Annotated in this window: 15 protein-coding genes; 11 read left to right on the forward strand and 4 right to left on the reverse strand. The window is 53.3% G+C overall.

Annotated elements, in window-relative coordinates:
• Nucleotides 1-160 precede the first annotated feature (160 nt).
• The 8 genes from M2298_RS17685 (at nt 161) to M2298_RS17720 (ending at nt 7,726) form a co-directional block, all read left to right on the forward strand.
• Nucleotides 161-1,153 (forward strand): thiamine pyrophosphate-dependent dehydrogenase E1 component subunit alpha, encoded by a 993-nt coding sequence (locus M2298_RS17685; RefSeq protein ID WP_122962319.1) that lies wholly within the window; start codon nt 161-163, stop codon nt 1,151-1,153.
• A gap of 18 nt (nt 1,154-1,171) precedes the next feature.
• Nucleotides 1,172-2,209, forward strand: a complete 1,038-nt coding sequence (locus M2298_RS17690; protein ID WP_122962320.1) for an alpha-ketoacid dehydrogenase subunit beta — start codon at nt 1,172-1,174, stop codon at nt 2,207-2,209.
• A gap of 91 nt (nt 2,210-2,300) precedes the next feature.
• Complete coding sequence (locus M2298_RS17695; protein ID WP_280648803.1) at nt 2,301-3,596, forward strand: dihydrolipoamide acetyltransferase family protein; 1,296 nt, start codon at nt 2,301-2,303, stop codon at nt 3,594-3,596.
• 11 nt (nt 3,597-3,607) lie between these two features.
• Complete coding sequence (gene lpdA / locus M2298_RS17700) at nt 3,608-4,987, forward strand: dihydrolipoyl dehydrogenase (RefSeq protein ID WP_173597243.1); 1,380 nt, start codon at nt 3,608-3,610, stop codon at nt 4,985-4,987.
• An 87-nt stretch (nt 4,988-5,074) separates the two neighbouring features.
• Nucleotides 5,075-5,413, forward strand: coding sequence for a zinc ribbon domain-containing protein YjdM (locus tag M2298_RS17705; protein WP_122962323.1), 339 nt, complete (start codon nt 5,075-5,077; stop codon nt 5,411-5,413).
• A gap of 144 nt (nt 5,414-5,557) precedes the next feature.
• The gene (locus M2298_RS17710) at nt 5,558-6,301 is read left to right on the forward strand and encodes a YwqG family protein (RefSeq protein WP_173597244.1); all 744 of its coding nucleotides are present in this window, start codon (nt 5,558-5,560) and stop codon (nt 6,299-6,301) included.
• A 29-nt stretch (nt 6,302-6,330) separates the two neighbouring features.
• Nucleotides 6,331-6,882: an NADAR family protein gene (locus M2298_RS17715; RefSeq protein ID WP_122962325.1), complete on the forward strand. Its 552-nt coding sequence runs from the start codon at nt 6,331-6,333 to the stop codon at nt 6,880-6,882.
• A gap of 25 nt (nt 6,883-6,907) precedes the next feature.
• Nucleotides 6,908-7,726, forward strand: coding sequence for a metallophosphoesterase family protein (locus tag M2298_RS17720; protein WP_122962326.1), 819 nt, complete (start codon nt 6,908-6,910; stop codon nt 7,724-7,726).
• Between the two features lie 95 nt (nt 7,727-7,821).
• On the opposite strand, the gene M2298_RS17725 is transcribed toward M2298_RS17720, so the two are convergent.
• From M2298_RS17725 to M2298_RS17740, 4 genes are read right to left on the reverse strand one after another with little or no spacing between them, the layout of a single operon-like run.
• Nucleotides 7,822-7,950, reverse strand: a complete 129-nt coding sequence (locus tag M2298_RS17725) for a hypothetical protein (protein ID WP_255679194.1) — start codon at nt 7,948-7,950, stop codon at nt 7,822-7,824.
• Between the two features lie 48 nt (nt 7,951-7,998).
• Nucleotides 7,999-8,535 carry a GNAT family N-acetyltransferase gene (locus M2298_RS17730; protein WP_173597246.1) on the reverse strand — a complete coding sequence of 179 codons (537 nt, stop codon included), beginning with the start codon at nt 8,533-8,535 and terminating at the stop codon, nt 7,999-8,001.
• A gap of 15 nt (nt 8,536-8,550) precedes the next feature.
• A complete protein-coding gene (locus M2298_RS17735) occupies nt 8,551-10,710 on the reverse strand; it encodes an ABC transporter transmembrane domain-containing protein (protein ID WP_280648804.1) in 2,160 nt (719 codons plus the stop codon).
• Nucleotides 10,711-10,724: 14 nt separating this feature from the next.
• Nucleotides 10,725-11,255: a hypothetical protein gene (locus M2298_RS17740; protein ID WP_122962403.1), complete on the reverse strand. Its 531-nt coding sequence runs from the start codon at nt 11,253-11,255 to the stop codon at nt 10,725-10,727.
• A gap of 241 nt (nt 11,256-11,496) precedes the next feature.
• Here M2298_RS17740 and M2298_RS17745 point away from each other — a divergent pair, with 241 nt between their 5' ends.
• The 3 genes from M2298_RS17745 to M2298_RS17755 are packed head-to-tail and all read left to right on the forward strand — an operon-like array spanning nt 11,497 to nt 17,231.
• Nucleotides 11,497-14,991 carry a cyclic nucleotide-binding domain-containing protein gene (locus tag M2298_RS17745; RefSeq protein WP_280648805.1) on the forward strand — a complete coding sequence of 1,165 codons (3,495 nt, stop codon included), beginning with the start codon at nt 11,497-11,499 and terminating at the stop codon, nt 14,989-14,991.
• Between the two features lie 57 nt (nt 14,992-15,048).
• Nucleotides 15,049-15,411 carry a DUF3307 domain-containing protein gene (locus tag M2298_RS17750; protein ID WP_122962330.1) on the forward strand — a complete coding sequence of 121 codons (363 nt, stop codon included), beginning with the start codon at nt 15,049-15,051 and terminating at the stop codon, nt 15,409-15,411.
• Between the two features lie 41 nt (nt 15,412-15,452).
• Nucleotides 15,453-17,231 (forward strand): CHASE2 domain-containing protein, encoded by a 1,779-nt coding sequence (locus M2298_RS17755; RefSeq protein WP_122962331.1) that lies wholly within the window; start codon nt 15,453-15,455, stop codon nt 17,229-17,231.

A 17,231-nucleotide genomic window follows, 5' to 3' on the forward strand; every position in this document is an offset into this window, starting at 1 on the left:
GGACGATGTCTCACTTTGTACTACCTGGTGCCGACAGTCCAAGCAGAAAAAGCCGCAAAACCTCGCAGTTGCTGGCTGGCACAGAGATTGCACATAAGAAAAGGGCAAGAGCGATCGACCGGGTCGTTCCAAACAAGTCACGATGGAGGAGGCGTATCTGATGAAAGTAATCCAGGCGGAAGAACAGGTGCTGTCCCGTGAACAGGCGAAATGGATGTACCGCAAAATGCTGGAGATTCGCAAGTTCGAGGACGCTGTTCACGTATTGTTCGGACAAGGCAAGCTGCCGGGGTTTGTCCACTTGTATGCAGGGGAGGAAGCGATTGCGGTGGGGCTTGGCGTCCATCTGAACCAGCAGGACAGCATCACCAGCACACATCGCGGCCACGGCCACTGCATTGCCAAGGAATGCGACTTGAATGGAATGATGGCAGAGATATACGGAAAAGCGACTGGCTTGTGCAAAGGAAAGGGAGGCTCCATGCACATCGCTGACCTGGACAAAGGCATGCTGGGCGCGAACGGGATCGTCGGAGGCGGTTTCCCGCTGGCATGCGGCTCTGCCTTGACCGCCAAGCTGAAAAAGACCAATGCGGTCAGCGTTTGTTTCTTCGGAGACGGAGCCAACAACCAGGGCACCTTCCACGAAGGCTTGAATTTGGCGGCAATCTGGAAGCTGCCTGTCGTATTTGTAGCGGAAAACAATGGCTACGGAGAGGCGACGCCGTTTACATACGCCTCCAGCTGCACACATATCGCTGATCGTGCAAGCGGTTACAATATGCCGGGAGTGCGCGTGGACGGAAAAGATGTGCTGGCTGTTTACCAGGCGGCCGAAGAAGCGGTTGCCCGTGCGCGGCGGGGCGAGGGGCCGACTTTGATCGAATGTGTGACCTACCGCAACTACGGCCATTTTGAAGGGGATGCGCAGAAGTACAAAAAAGAGCTCGACAAACAGGAGCATCTCAATGAAAAGGATGCGATCACTTCTTTCCGCAATCATTTGACGACATCGCAAACCATGTCTGACACAGAGCTGACAGAAATCGAGCAAGCCGTGGACAGTGCGATCCAGGAAGCGATCCGCTTCGCCGAGGAAAGTCCGTATCCGAGTGCAAGCGAACTGCTGACTGACGTCTACGTGTCGTACTAAGAGAGGGGGATGGAGGACATGACGAGAAAAATCAGCTTTTCCGCAGCGGTTAATGAAGCGATGAAACTGGCGATGAGAGCCGATGAAAACGTGATTTTGCTGGGCGAGGATGTGGCTGGCGGCGCGCAAGTCGACCATTTGCAGGACGATGAGGCGTGGGGCGGCGTACTTGGCGTGACCAAAGGGCTTGTGCAGGAATTTGGCCGCGAGCGCGTTCTGGATACGCCGATTACCGAAGCTGGCTACATCGGCGCTGCGATGGCAGCGGCGGCAACAGGCATGAGGCCGATTGCCGAGCTGATGTTCAACGATTTTATCGGCAGCTGTCTCGACATGGTGATGAACCAGGGGGCGAAATTCCGCTACATGTTTGGCGGCAAGGCACAGGTGCCGATCACGATCCGCACGATGCACGGAGCAGGCTTCCGTGCGGCAGCACAGCACTCGCAGAGCCTTTACGCCATGTTCACGCACATCCCCGGCATCAAGGTGGTTGTGCCGTCCACACCTTATGAGGCAAAAGGCTTGCTGCTTGCCGCCATCGAGGACAACGATCCCGTCATTTTCTTCGAGGACAAGACGTTGTACAACACGACAGGAGAAGTTCCGGAAGAATATTACACCATTCCGCTCGGTGTTGCGGATATCAAGCGTGTGGGCAGCGACCTGACGATTGTCGCCATTGGCAAGCAAGTTCAGACGGCGCTTGCGGCAGCCGAGCAATTGGCGAAAAAAGGGATCGAGGTCGAGGTGGTCGATCCGCGCACGCTGTCACCTCTCGATGAGGATACGATTCTCGCCTCTGTCGCCAAAACGAATCGCCTGATTGTGATCGACGAAGCGAATCCGCGGTGCAGCATCGCAACCGATATCGCCGCGTTAGTCGCCGACAAAGGCTTTGATACGCTGGATGCACCAATCAAGCGGATTACTGCGCCGCATACACCTGTTCCGTTTTCTCCGGTGCTGGAAGATTTGTATCTCCCATCGCCGCAAAAGGTCATTCAGGTCGTGTCGGAAATGATCGGAGACGAATCGATCACGGTCGTTTCCTGATCGACTGGGAGCACTCGGCGTCGGCAGCAGCTAATGCCGGGTGCTTTTCGCGCTGAAAAGGGACAGACAAAATAGGAGAGGAGAGAGCGGGATGGCAGAAAATATCATCATGCCCAAGCTGGGAATGGCGATGGTGGAAGGAACGGTGATCGCCTGGAAAAAACGGGAGGGCGAGGCGGTCAAAAAAGGAGAGGGCATCGTCGATATCAGCTCGGAAAAAATTGAAATGGAAGTAGAGGCTGCAGCAGATGGCGTACTGCTGAAAATTGAAGTTCCCGCGGGTGGCGTCGTTCCTTATGGCACCGTGCTGGGGGTGATCGGGCAGCCTGGCGAATTGGCAGCCACTCCTGCGGTCGTTGCCGAGGCGAACGCCAAAGCCGAATCGGCTGCAACGCTGGCGATCGCTGACGGCCAGAGCGCTGCGACAGGTACGAGTGCAGGTGCATCCATAGCCGCAACGGCTGTTTTGGAGCGCCCGCGCGATGGCGTGAAAATTTCTCCCGTAGCTCGCAAAATCGCCGAGGAAGCAGGGTTTGACTTCACCACGATTGCCGGGACAGGGCCGCAAGGAAGAATCACCAAGGAAGATGTAGAGCGCGCGATCAAGGCTGCGCAGGAAACCGCAGCACCGCCAAAGGCAGCCCAGGCAGCTCCCGTAGCTATCGCAGTAGAAACAACCGACCGCGCAGCGGAAAGCCAGCCGGAACGCATCCCTGTCGCTGGCATGCGCAAGGTGATTGCCGAGCGGATGTATCAGAGCCTCCAGCAGAGCGCCCAGCTGACCATCACGATGCAGGCGGATATTACAGAGCTTTTGCAGCTAAAAGAGAAGCTCTCGCCGGAAATCGAGAGCCGCTATCAGCTCAAGCCGTCTGTCACGGACTGGATTGCCCGAGCAGTAGTCTTGGCGCTTGCCAAGCACAAGCAAATGAACAGCGCGCTTCTGGACGACCGGATCGAGCTGTATGACGACATTCATTTGGGTGTGGCGGTAGCCCTCGACAAAGGTCTGGTCGTCCCGGTCGTCCGCCACGCCGGACAAATGACGCTGGTGGAGCTGTCGCGCCAGCTGAAATCAGTGAGTGCGCGTGCCAAGCAAAATCAGCTCGCACCGGAAGAAATGAAAGGCTCGACTTTTACGATTACCAATCTCGGCAGCTACGGCGTAGACACGTTTACCCCTGTGTTGAACCCGCCGGAAACCGGAATATTGGGCATTGGCGCGGCAAAAGACACTCCCGTGTTCGTCGGTGACGAGTTGCAGCGGCGAAGCCTTTTGCCACTCTCGCTGACTTTTGATCATCGCGTACTCGACGGCGCTCCGGCAGCGGCGTTCCTGGCGACAGTCCGGTCTTATCTGGAAGCGCCGCACAGTCTGCTGATCTAGGAGGGAAGAGCATGTACGATATCGCGATCATCGGCGGAGGCCCTGCGGGTTACGTAGCTGCCATCACAGCGGCGCGTGCCGGGAAACAGGTTGTGTTAATCGAGAAAAAGGAACTCGGCGGCACTTGCCTGAACGAAGGCTGCATGCCGACAAAAGCGCTGCTGGAGTGTGCAGACACGTATCAGCACGTGCTTCATGCCGAGCGCTTTGGCATCGAAAATGCTGCTGACCATGTACAGGTCAATTGGGCAAAAATCAACGCCTACAAACAAAGCATCGTGCAAAAGCTGACCGGCGGCGTGCACTATTTGATGAAGCGCAATCAGGTACAAGTGATACGCGGCAGCGCAGCCTTTGAAAATGAGCGTGCGCTCCTGGTAGAGACAGCCAACGGCACGAGCAAAATCGAAGCAGAGAAGTTCATCGTAACGACGGGGGCGGAGCCGATCGCCCTGCCTTTTGCCCCATTTGATGGCGAATGGATCATGCACAGCAGCCATTTCTTGTCGCTGGAGACACCTCCGCCTGTGCTCGTAATCGTAGGCGGGGGAGTGATCGGCTGCGAGTTCGCTTCCGTATACAGCAGGCTGGGGAGCCAGGTGGTCATAGCGGAGATGGCTGAGCAGCTGTTGCCGGGAGAAGACCCGGACATTGCAGCGTTTCTGGAACGAAGCTTGAAACAGCAAGGAGTGCAGATTCATCTTTCCAGCAGTGTCGAGGCGCTCGATCGCACGACGCAGACGGCGCGCATCCGTACACCGGAAGGAGCGGCGGAAATAAAGGCCGATGCGGTGCTGGTTGCGATCGGAAGGAAGCCGCGTTTGGACGGACTGCTGCTTGAGCGGGCAGGGGTCAAAGCTACAGCGCGCGGGATAGAGGTAAACGAGCGAATGCAGACAAGCCAGCCGCATATTTTCGCGGCGGGTGACGCTTGCGGTGGCATCCAGCTTGCCCACGTGGCCTTTCATGAAGGCGAAGTCGCTGCCCGCAACGCATGCGGGGAAGAAGCTATGCTCAACCTGCGCGCGGTGCCGCGCTGCATCTATACGTCGCCAGAGGTCGCTTCCGTCGGATTGACCGAGCGTCAGGCCAGGGAGAAATACGCTGGGCTGCTCGTGGGCGAGTTTCCTTTTTCAGCGAACGGCAAAGCGATGATTTTGCAGGAGACAGCGGGAAAAGTAAAAGTGCTGGTGGAGCCGACATATCACGAGATCGTAGGAATTACGCTGGTTGGGGCGGGGGCAACGGAACTGATCGGCCAGGCCGCGCTCATGATGCATGCCGAAATGACAGCCGACGCGATGGAAAACTTTATCGCGCCGCATCCGACACTATCAGAGATTTTGACAGAAGCCGTACGCGGTGCGCTCGGGCACGCCATTCATGGCTAATGGGTCAGGGAGCAATTATGCCTCCACCATGCAGGAAAGCCCATCCTATGTTAAAATGAGCCGTAATTGGATGGAGGTATGAAATGCATGAGTAAATTGCCAAATTGCCCAAAATGTAATTCCGAGTACACGTACGAAGACGGAAGCATGCTCATCTGCCCGGAGTGCAGCCACGAGTGGTCACTGCAAGGGGATGCCGAGGATAGCGGAGAAAAAGTCATCAAGGATGCAAACGGAAACGTCTTGCAAGACGGCGATACCGTAACAGTCATCAAAGATTTGAAAGTAAAAGGCACTTCCCTGGTAGTGAAAATCGGGACGAAAGTAAAAAACATTCGCCTCGTTGACGGCGACCACGATATTGACTGCAAAATCGACGGCTTCGGCGCGATGAAGCTGAAATCCGAGTTTGTGAAAAAAGTATAGAGATTGCCAGGCCAGCTTCCGTGGGGGAGCTGGTTTTTTCATTCTTGTTTGCGGGAGGCACTATGATTCGCTAAAATACACGTATGCATTTCCAATAATAGGATGATTTCAGCGATTTCATCAGAAGGGATGAGGTGAGGGTCGATGCAATTTCTTGATGCCAACAAGCAATGGACGCCAGAATTTATGCAATATATCGAGCAAACAGCGAAGCCATCTGTCAAGTTAACGCTCTCCAAAGAGCCTGCGACGATAACCGACAGCAAAGTGGGAGGAACGCCGTGGCTGCCTCCGCAGCTCTCGATCCCGCAAGACGAAGACGGAAGAGATTATTTGTTCATCGCGCAAATCAATTGGGCACAGATGCCACCGTTGGAAGGGTATCCGACGAGTGGACTTACCAGCTTTTTTGTAAAACAGGACGATACTTTCGGCTTGCTCGACCAGGCTTTTCACGTCTGGCATTTTCCTGACGTGATCGACTCGGAGCAGATCGATCCGTATCAGCCCGAAGACCCCGAGTTGTACAGTCCCGTTTTGGGCGGCCCGTACAAGCTGACGGGCAAGCTGGAAAAACAGCTGATTCCTTACAAAAATCACAGGGCAGATCAGTACCAGCTCCCTACCGATCAGGATGAAGTGGCCTATTCGAAATACTGGGATTTGACAGATGCAAGCGGGTCGCGGATCGGAGGCTACCCTTACTTTTCGCAGGACGATGTCAGAGAAGAAGAAATGGAGCTGCTCTTTCAGCTGGATATGGAAGGCGATCACAAGAGTTACTATGTTTCTTGGGGCGACAGCGGGGTAGCGAACTTTTTCATTCGCAAGCAAGATTTACTTCGCTTGGATTTTTCCCAAGTTTTTTATACGTGGGATTGCTTGTAATTATTTTGACCAAAAGGGGTGAGCACGCAATGGTGCGTATAGCGGATGTTCAGACTTTGATTCAGGAAGCGAAAAAAACAAGATTCAAATACTTGCTGTTCTGGGGCCACACACCAAAGCAGCAGGGCGTTGTCGATAAAGCGTGCTTCAGCCAGTGGTATCCGGCTGCTTTCGAGGAGGATGGCGTCCGCTACTTGACGGCAGAGCACTACATGATGGCAAAAAAGGCGGAGCTGTTTGGCGATCATGCAGTACGTGAGGAAATTCTCCGCGCACAGCATCCGAAGCAAGCGAAAACATTGGGACGAAAAGTTCGCTCCTTCGATGAAAAAATTTGGGATGCGCACAAAAGCGAGATCGTCCGCCAGGCGAACCTGCTCAAATTCGCGCAACATCCCGATTTGAAACAGTTTTTGTTGAATACACAGGACCGGGTTCTGGTTGAAGCAAGTCCGTACGATCGAATTTGGGGAATTGGTCTGGGGGCGGATCATCCACATGCAGAGCGCCCTGAGCATTGGCGCGGTGAAAATTTGCTCGGTTTTGCGCTGATGGAAGCAAGAGAACAGCTGCGGTCGTGATCAGCCTTCGGGAAGGAGCAGGGGCATGCGAATTACAAAAATGGCGCAGGAACCGATCGAGCAATTCCCCTACCTGACAGCGGGAGCGGGCGACAAAGGAGTCATCCAAAGCTGGCTGCCGATTTATTTGGGGGAAATGGCTGAGATGCCAGATTGGTGCGATGCCGTTATCGTGACATCTGATTTGCAGGGGGTGACGGAATCTGACGAGCATGAGCAAGTGTTGCTGGGAGAAGTGCTGCCAGCCTTTGTTTCGCTGTTGCTGCAAGTCGAGAAGCCGTCGGTACGTCCGGAGCGCACGCTAGTATTGCTGTGCGGCGATTTGTACGCCGATCCGCTAAAAAGGGGAAGCAGCGGCGATCCACTCTCCGTGTGGACTGCTTTTCGCCAAGAGTTCGGGCATGTAGTCGGTGTGGCGGGCAATCACGATTTGTTTGAAGCAGATTCTATCGGGAAGCTGCGCAATATGGAGCGGGTCACGCTCATTTCTGAACCGGAAATCGTACTGGCGAATCAGCTTCGCATCGCGGGTTTGGGAGGAATTATTGGCCGTTCGGACAAAGCGAATCGCCGGGATTTGCCGTCATTTTTGCAATCGCTTGCGGCGCTACTGCGAAAGGAGCCGGATGTGTTGCTGTTGCACCAGGGGCCAGACGAGCCTGCTCTGGGGCTTCCGGGAGTGGCGGAAATCAGAACGAAGCTGCAACAGCACGCTCCTACGCTGGTTTGCTGCGGACATGTGCATTGGGCGGAGCATTTGGTCGAGTGGACACAAGGGACGCAAGTATTGAATGCGGATGGGAAATTGTTTGTGTTTACGAGGGCAAACGAAAAAAGTGATTGAGCAAGGTTTCCCGTTGCCAACCACTTTTTTCAATTGGAACGGTTTAGGAAAGTCAGAACAGCTACGACAAACATAGCTTGTTCAGCTTTTTGGCGTTACTTCGCGGAAGAAGCAGCAACGCGCAACTGCTCATTTTTCATCAGAAGAGTAGAGAAGTTTTGAACAGAGGCAGAGAAAGGCTTTTTGCCACCTTTACTTTTAAAAGTTGGGATCATAACCATCACGTAGTCCTCCTTTCCTATGGTATGGGAATATCTTCTATAGGATAGCATTTAAGTTTCTTTACCGTCAATTGGCTGTTTGGTCATGCCCAAATAGGCGACAAGTCGGGATAGCTCCACTCTGTAGATGTTTTCCTGACCAAAATGCCCCTCTTGCTCACCGACAACCTGCGCGAATTTGGAATAAAGCCGATTCAGGTAGTCATCTTCACAACGCGCACAAAACTCAACATATCGCGCTTGATGATTGACGGCTTGAATCTGCTCTGCGAGATAGCGAAACCCCCGCAAAAACACTCTGCTGCTTCGATAGTCCAGGGAGACGAAGACAGAGTGGATGAAAGCAGTCTCCCCGTCTGGAGCTGCTTCCCGCTCCGCATTCATGAATTGATAATGCCCCCAGCCAATCACTTTGGTCGACCCCTCCTCGATCAAAATGACTTGCGAGTCGGAAAGAAAACCAAGGAGATGAATGAGAGAGTCGGCGAGCGAAAAGGACGGGCTGAATGCATGACGGTTTTGCAGAAAAAAGAGCGTAAACTGGGCGTAGTCAAGATCGCTGTTACAGCTTCTAAATTGGACGAGCATCCCGTTCCCCTCCTGCTATTTTTTTCGTTCCAGTATGATTTGTCTGACATGGGCATCAATCTCAGGATGTTTGGTCAGGATGTAGAGCAATACTTTGCGTTGCAGCGTCAAACATACGCAAGGCGCAAGGGCCGTCACAGTTGCTGTCCGGGGAACATCCTCCAGGAGAGCGATTTCGCCAAAATGGTCGCCATCTTCCAGAACGGCAAGCCGGATGGGGCCTGACTCGGCCTCGCCAGACTGTTTGCTGACTTCGACACGCCCCCGGGCGATCAGGTAGAACTTTTCACCTGTCTCGCCTTCCGTGATGATCGGCTGTCCGGCTGCGAACGTCTCTGTATTGAACAGATGGGAAATATCAGCCAGTACGTCGGAACCGACACCGCGGAAAAACGGGAGCATGGACAAGCGCGCCGGATCGATGGTTGCTTCCTGGCCGCTATCCGAGATGGACAAGCCGCTTTGCTTGTCCCACAGCTCTTTGTAGTACCCGTCTTTTGCCAGAAGCTGCATGTGGCTGCCAGCGTCGACGAGCCTGCCTTGTTCAAACACAAAAATTTGATCGACTCCCGTGATGGAAGCGAGGCGGTGTGTGACGGTAATGACCGTCCGATCGCGGGACAATCGTTCAAATGTCCGGTTAATCGCCGCTTCCGCTATCGGATCGAGGGCAGAAGTCGCTTCATCGAGCAAAAGCAGTCGCGGATTGCGCAAAATCGCGCGGGCAATCGCCAGCCGTTGCCGTTGACCGCCTGAAAAATTGCTGCCTTCGTCCAACACCATCGTGTCGTACTGATCGGGCAGCGTCATGATGAAATCATGAATTTCCGCCTGTTTGGCGGCTTCGACGATTTCCTGCTGCGTTGCATCCGGTTTGCCGAGCCGAATATTTTCAAGCAGCGACCCGTGAAACAAAAAATGATCCTGCAAAACAATGCCGAGTTGTTCACGGTATGAGCCGCGGTTTAGAGATTGCAGGTTTTGGCCGTTTAGCCGGATCGCCCCGGAATCAGGCTCGTAAAAGCCGAGCAAAAGCTGGAGCATCGTGCTTTTCCCGGAACCGCTGGCACCGACAAAGGCAGCTTTCGTCCCTGCGGGGATGTGCAGGGTCACATCGCGGATCACCGGATGGTCGGACTGGTAGCCAAACGTAACACCATCTACAGTCACGTCCGGCACAAGACTTGGGAGCGGCGGAGCGTGCGGGTTGTCGAAAGCTTCGCGCTGCTCCGAAAACACTTTTTGGATGCGCTCCATGCTGACTTGCGCATCCGTAATGATCGGGAGTGTAAAAGTCAGGTTAAACACAGCGTTGCCCATCGATGTATACATGGTGAAGAAAGCGACGAGCGAACCGATTGTAATATGGCCTTTGAGGGCGAGATAGGAGCCGAAGCCAATAATCGTGAAGTTGATCAGCAACAGACTGACCATCGGGAGCCGTTCCAATTGCGCGTTCATCATATTTTTGCGGTAGCTGCTGAGCAGAAACGACTGGAGTCTCGTGTTGAATTTGGCGATCATGGCTTGTTGCAGGTTGAAGCCTTTGATGACTTTTTGCGCCTTCATGTTTTCCTGCACGTCGCTGGTCAGTGCGGCCAGAAGCTCTTTGTGAGCGGAGTTGATCGCTTGGGCGCGCTTGCCAAGCAAATACGGTCCGAGAAAAATCACGATTGCTCCTGCCAAAATGCACAAGGCAAGCGTCCATTCGAGATAAAACAGGACAATCGTGCTGATGATGACGACCGCGAGAGACTGCAACCCTGTCGTGAACAGGACGCCTATAGCTCCTTCGATGGCGGGGAGATCCACGGAAAAATGCGAAACCAAATCACCGGAGCGGGACTTTTGATAGAAGCCGATCGGCAGATGCTGCATGTGAGCGAACAGCTTTTTTCGCAAATCATTTTGCACACGGGCATTCAGTTTGGCGAGGGCGTAGTCACTGACTACTCCTGCGGCAAGGCAGATGACACCCGTGATGCCGAGCACGAACATGATCAAGCTGAAAAAGCTCATATCTTTTGGCTCAATCGCTTTGTCGATAATGATTTTGAAACTGAGGGGAGCAAAAGATATGAAAGCGAGGTCAAGAGCGAGCGTGAGGAAAAACAAAGTGGCCAACAACTTGTGGGGACGTATGTAGCCCAGTAAGTTTTTGAGAACAGCCAGCATGGTAACGTCTCCTTCTATGAGTTGAAAAGCGCCGTTTGACGGAATTGGGAAGCATAGCTTTGCCACTCGGAAAAAGAAGCCCGATACTCATCGAGCGGACCAGAGTCCGTTTCCAGGCTGGCAGTGAGCGAGGATATTTTGCTGAACAGCCTGCGCAAAGAGTCGTCGGAAGGGGCAAAAAATCGGAACTCCTGTACCTGTTCCTCGCCATGGGCAAGATACTGCGTGAAATACTGTAAGGCGTACAGAAACAAACGAGTGCAGCGGTGCTCTTCTGCGATGCAGGCAACTTGGATTTGGACAATATGCCGATCTTCGTACTGGCGTTCACCTGTTCCGCGAATGTACGAAAATGCCCCGATCACCTGATTGTCCTCGTTGCAAATGAGAAAAGCAGCTTCCCCCATGAGCAGAGGGCTGGCAAGGAAGCTCAGCGTAACGGGGAAAGGGTAAGGCAGGCGAATATGCGCGTAATTTTCCAACAAAAATGCCAAATAGGCATCGTAATCCAATTCAGAAGAACAGACGGAAAAGGAGTAGTTCATTTGCTCCAATGCGCCTCCTTGGTTATGTCATTGGTTAAGAATACCGTATTTTGTACGCATGGTAAATTGGTCTGATCACAGAAGCGCTGACCATCTGTCGTTCTTTTTGCAAATTTTGACGCAGATAAAAAGGAATTAGGAGGAAAGGCGCAGAATATTCGATTACCACGATTTTCCCATCCAGCTATCCCGCCTGTTTTCCCATCCAACATGTCGCATCCCATGAAGTGAGGTTACTGCATTGATCAAAGACGTTGTGAGTCGTTTGTTCACGCATGGACAAACGAAGATCGAAGGGCCGCTTTTCCGGCAAGTTTTGCTGCTGACGCTTTTTTACACGCTCATCATGATGGCGACTGTCATCGGGACAACTACGGCAGACACGCTGTTTTTGAGTCACTACGACACGAAGCAGCTTAGCTACATGTATTTGTATATTACGATAGCGGTTGTGATCGCGGGTATCCTTTTCCAGAAGCTTTCCGAACGAATGCCGGCGCATCGCTTGCTGAATCAATCGATTTTGTATGTCGGTCTGTTCAGTGTTTTGACGGGACTGGCGTTGAAAACAGGAGCCGCGTGGATTTATCCGGTGATGTTCGTGGGGTATGAAGCGAACAGTGTGTTGGTTACGATGGCATTTTTTACGTTTATGGCATCCGTACTTGATGCGAGGCAAGCAAAGCTCCACATCGGCACCGTGGCAGCCGGTGGTGTCGGCGGTGCGATTGTCGGTGGCTTCGTGACCAGTACCATGGCTCCCCTGATCGGCACCGAACAACTGGTTTACGTCTTCGCAGCCCTTGTCTTGTCCGGTTTGTGGTTTGTCAGACGACTTTCTGCGGCATATGATACGCATGAAAAGCTCACTCCTCCTGATAGCTCTCCTGGAAACGAGCAAGCACCAGACCACCCTCAAGGAAATTTGTTCAAACAAATCCCCATTCTCAAATACATTGCTGTCATCATCGGGACGATATCCGTCGCCATTACCCTTAGCGATTATCAGTTTAAAATGACGTTGGCGCAAAGCTTGACAGAAGAAGAGCTGGCCCGGTTTCTCGGCCAATTTTACAGTGTAGCTGGCATCATCTCTTTCATCTTTCAGATTTTTATCTCGACTCGTCTGCTTACCCGTTATGGAATTGTCCCGTCTTTTCTTGTCATGCCGCTTTGCATGCTGACAAGCTCAGTTGCCTTCTGGTTTGCGCCTGTTCTCGCCGTCGCCGTTGTCATGAAAGGCAGCTACAGGGCTTTTGCCGAGACGATTCACCAATCGGTCAGCGAGCTGATGTACTTTCCGATTCCGGCTCATTTGCGGGGCAGGGCAAAAGGACTGGTCAACGGCGTGATCGACTACGGGATGAGCGGTGTGGCAGCCATCTTGCTCATCGTTTTGGCAGACCGCATCAGCTTGACCAGTTTCAGCTTCATCACGGTGCCCATGCTTGCTGTCGCTGTCATCGCCATTTTTCCCGTGAAAAAAGAATACGTGCACATGCTGCTCGCTACTTTGCGCACCAGACAGGAAGCGGCGGAGCTTGACTTGTCCGTGTTGCAGGCTCCGTATCTCATCAAGGTGATGGAGGATCGCAGCAAAGAGACGTCTGACATGGAGCGGCTGCACGCATTCCGACTGTTGGCGCGGCTTCCGGGGATTTCGCTGACACGGCATCTGGAAGCGCTTTTGCGGGAAGCTCCGCCCGTGCTGCAAATCGAAGTGTTGCAGTATATCGAGCAAGAGAGAGTACCTTCTTGGAAACCGTATGTGTTCCCTTTGCTCCACGCGGAGAATCGCCAACTGCGCGCGCAAGCTATTCAAACATTTGCGGCATATGCCGATCAAAGTGAAAAAAGAGTGTTGCTGGATTGTTTGCACGACCCTGCCATGGAGATTCAGGTTGCCGCCATTTATGGACTGCTCAAGTATTTTGGCCCGGATGAACAACTGTACGCTTCGCTCCAGAGCTTGCTGCACGATGTCAGCACGCCTGTGCGGCGCCTTGCACTGGCAACAGCGGGTAAACTGGCCGATGAGCGCTTGCTCCCGGATCTTTTCCAGCAGCTTGCGAACTCCGGGTTGAAAAAAGAGGCGCTTGCCGCTTTGTCCGGGTTTCCGGTGGAGACGTTACTTATGCAGCTTCAAGCCGAATGGGACCGACCGGAAGCCGACGAGACAATCTCCCATTTCACTGCGCGAATCGTAGGACAGCAGGCTGATGCAAAGACGTACCCATTTTTACTGCAAGCGTATGAAAAGGCACCGACGAGCATCCGAAGCGAGATCGCAGATGTGCTGGTCAAGCTGAAGACGGAGGAGCCGCAGGACAGTCAGCGGCTTGCGGGGTTGCTTGAATTGGAAGTGCGGCATGCCCACAATGGACTGCGCGCCTTGCAGGAGCTGAGTCCGCATCCAGACACGGCATTGGTTATGGATGCTTTGCAATACGAAATAGAAGTGAGCATGAAAAATATGTTTGCCTTGCTGGCGCTGCATTACGAGAGAAGATCGATGGAAATGATCCGGTTCAATCTGGAAAGCGGCGACGAGCGGCAAAAGGCAAATGCACTGGAAGCGCTGGATCAATGGCTGTCCAATCAACTGCGTGCGCTAATATTGCCTGTTGTTCTCGCGAAGTACGACAAGCAGTCGATGCTCAAAAAGGCAGATGCGCATGTATGGCAGTCTCTTTTTGCAAAAGGAGATGCTTGGTTGCAGACTTGCCTGACTTATTTGTCCCATGCGGATCGATCCTTCGTCTGGCAGAGCGAAAGAGACTTGACCGAGGAGGAGCACAAACGGCTGACCATCGTGGGCTTCCTCAAACGAACAGGCTCATTCTCCGATTTGCCAGGCGGCATATTGGCAAAGCTGGCTGCGCGCATGTCTCATCGCGATGTGGAAAACGGCACGGCGATCATTCGCCAGGGCGAAATGGGGCAGGCGATGTACTTGCTGCTTCGGGGCGAGGTCGATGTCGTCAAAGATCACCGCGTCCTGCAGCATTTGCAGGAAGGCGAACTTTTTGGCGAGATGTCCCTGTTTGACAGGGAGGAACGCTCTGCCAGTGTAATCGCCACTTCTCCGGTCACCATTGGCATGATTGACGAGGAAGAATTTGCGGATTTGCTGCACGGCAACATGGAGTTTGCCCTGCGCGTAGCGAGTGTGCTGAGCAGGCGCATCAGGGCGATGAATGAGACGGGCGGGGGGCGGAATTTGCAGAGCAGGGATGTTCCCGAATTACCCGATCAAGCCAGCCTGACGATTCCGGATGAAGCGGAGAGAGCTGCCCCATCATTGACAGAGAAGCTCATGGTTTTGTTCAAGGTAGATATGTTTGCCTCCTTGTCCCATAGCCAATTGGCAGCTTTGGCCGAAGGAACCGCAGAAGTGAGGTATCGCGCAGGTGAAACCATCGTCCATTACGGTGAGACGGGGGATGCCATGTACGGCATTATCGCGGGCAGCGTTCGTGTGGAGCGCGAAGGACGAGCGATTGCCGAGCTGCACCAGGGGGATGTTTTCGGTGAGATGGCTCTGTTGGAGCGTTCCCCGCGCTCGGCAACCGTAACAGCGCTGGAGGATGCGAGACTGGTGAAAATCAGTGATGAGCTGTTTTACGATTTTTGCCTGGAAGACGAGACGGTCATTACAACGATTATCGCGGCATTGGCGGCAAGACTTCGCCGGATGACCGCAGAAGCGGCAAGCGAAGGGGCAGATGTACGCTGAACATGAGCATGGCACAGGAAGCCGCCCCCGGTTGCTGATAAAGGAGACGAAGGGAAAGTGAGTGCATTTAGCCAGTTTGACGTATTGTTTCTCGCCCATTTGATCGGCGACTATTTGCTGCAAACAGAGTGGATGGCCAAGTACAAGGCGCAGCAGTGGAGACCGCTTTTGGCTCATTGCTTTGTGTATACGCTGGTCGTGGGCATTGTAGCGTTTTTGTTTTTGCCGGGAGGACTTTCCTGGTGGGCGATTGGCCTGATTTTTGTGTCCCACGTCATTTTGGACCGCAGAGGGTTCGTCGGTTTTTGGTATCGTCGCGTAATGGGTGTGACAGACGAGAAGAGCAAATGGCTGATGATTATGGTCGACCAAATTTTCCACCTGATCATTCTCGCAGCAGCGGTAAGCATTTCTGCCTGAGTCTGAGTGCAGCGACGATGGAGTAAGGAGACGAAAGAGCGATGAATAAAAAAATCCGGAATTACTTGCTTGCGGGCAACGTCCTGACGTTCCTGCTTTGTCTGGCTTTGCTGTTTACCGGGTCATTGCAGGTGCTGGGCCGGGCCTTGTACGACTACAATCAGCAGACGACGATGACCCACCAGCCGAACGAAGATATTATCGTGATCGAGATCGATCAGGAGTCGCTTGATTTGATCGGCACGTTTCCCTGGCCGCGCGATATTTACATTCCGCTGCTGGAGCAGATCGCAGGCGCCAAGGCGATTGGCTTTGACATCACGTTCACGACGAAGAGCGAAGATCCTGCTGTCGACCAGGCTTTTGCTGCCGAGCTTGCCAAGCATAACAATGTCATTATTCCTTCCTATGCCGAGATGGAGAACTTTTTCCGCAAAGAAACCAAGGTGAAAAAGGACGAGCTGGTGAAGGGGCAGGCTCTGTACAAGCCGATACCCGAGATTGCCGCCGCTTCCCAAACCGCGCATATCAACGCGTTGCTTGACGAGGACGGAGCTATTCGGCGCACGTGGCTGATGCTGGATACGCCGGAAGGGCCGATCCCGTCGATGGCGTACAAAATGGCGGAGATGGCCGGGGCCAACGTCCAAAACTTTTTAACCGACAATCCGCAGGCGGAAATCCCGATCAAGTACAACAGCACGACAAAAGATTTCATGAGCATCCCGTTTTACATGGTAGTAAACGGTGAGGTGCCGCCGGAAACTTTTCAGGATCGGATCGTCCTGATCGGCTTTGCGGCAGCAGGAACAGACGCCCATCCTACTCCTGTCGACAACCATATGTACCTCGTATACGCGCACGCCAACATTATCGATCAACTGCTGCGTCACGAAAAAATCGCGATAACCGATCAGTGGTACGTGCTGTTGCTGATGCTCGTCATCATGGTCTGCTCGGTCTGGGTAACGTGGCGGACGAAAACAGTAACGAGCATCGCGCTGCATTTTCTCGGTACGGTGGCGCTGCTAGGCGGTCAGTGGCTGCTCTATTCCTCGACTTTGCACCACTTCGACGTGATTTACCCGCTCGTGGCGCTGTGGCTTGTGTACGTGGTGAATCTCGCGGTGAAAACTTTTTTCGAAATGAAGCAAAAGCAGTTTATTACCAAGCAATTCGGGCGTTATCTGTCGCCAGAGCTGGTGAAAGAGATCGCCAAAAGCGATGCGGAGCTGCCCCTTGGCGGCGTCAACAAGGAACTGACGATTTTGTTTTTGGATATACGCGGATTTACCCCGTTGTCTGAAAAGCTGAAGCCGGAGGAGATCGTCGATTTTCTCAATATGATGTTTGACATGATTACCAATCAGGTGCTGGCGAACAAGGGCACGATCGACAAGTTCATCGGGGATGCGGCAATGGTGTTGTTCAATGCCCCTTTGGATGTCGCCGATCATGAGTATTGCGCTGTGAAAACTGCTCACGAGATTCAGAATGGGATGAAAAGTGTGCAGGCACATATTTTGCAAAAATACGGCGTCGAGGTCAGCATCGGCATCGGCATCAACACGGGTAATGTGGTAGTCGGAAACATCGGCTCTTACTTGCGGGTGGACTACACAGCCATTGGAGATGCGGTGAACACAGCCGCGCGCATCGAGTCCAATGCTTCCGCCAACCAGATTCTCGTGTCGGAGGAGACGTACAGGCGGACGAAAGATTTTTTCCACTATCGCGATGTGGGTGAAAAACAGATGAAGGGCAAAAGCGAGGCTATACGGCTGTACGAGGTCGTAGACTTCCTTGCTGCGCCCCGCTAA

Origin of the sequence: Brevibacillus sp. 1238 (assembly GCF_029892995.1) — a bacterium.
In the GTDB taxonomy this organism is placed as follows: Bacteria; Bacillota; Bacilli; order Brevibacillales; family Brevibacillaceae; genus Brevibacillus; species Brevibacillus parabrevis.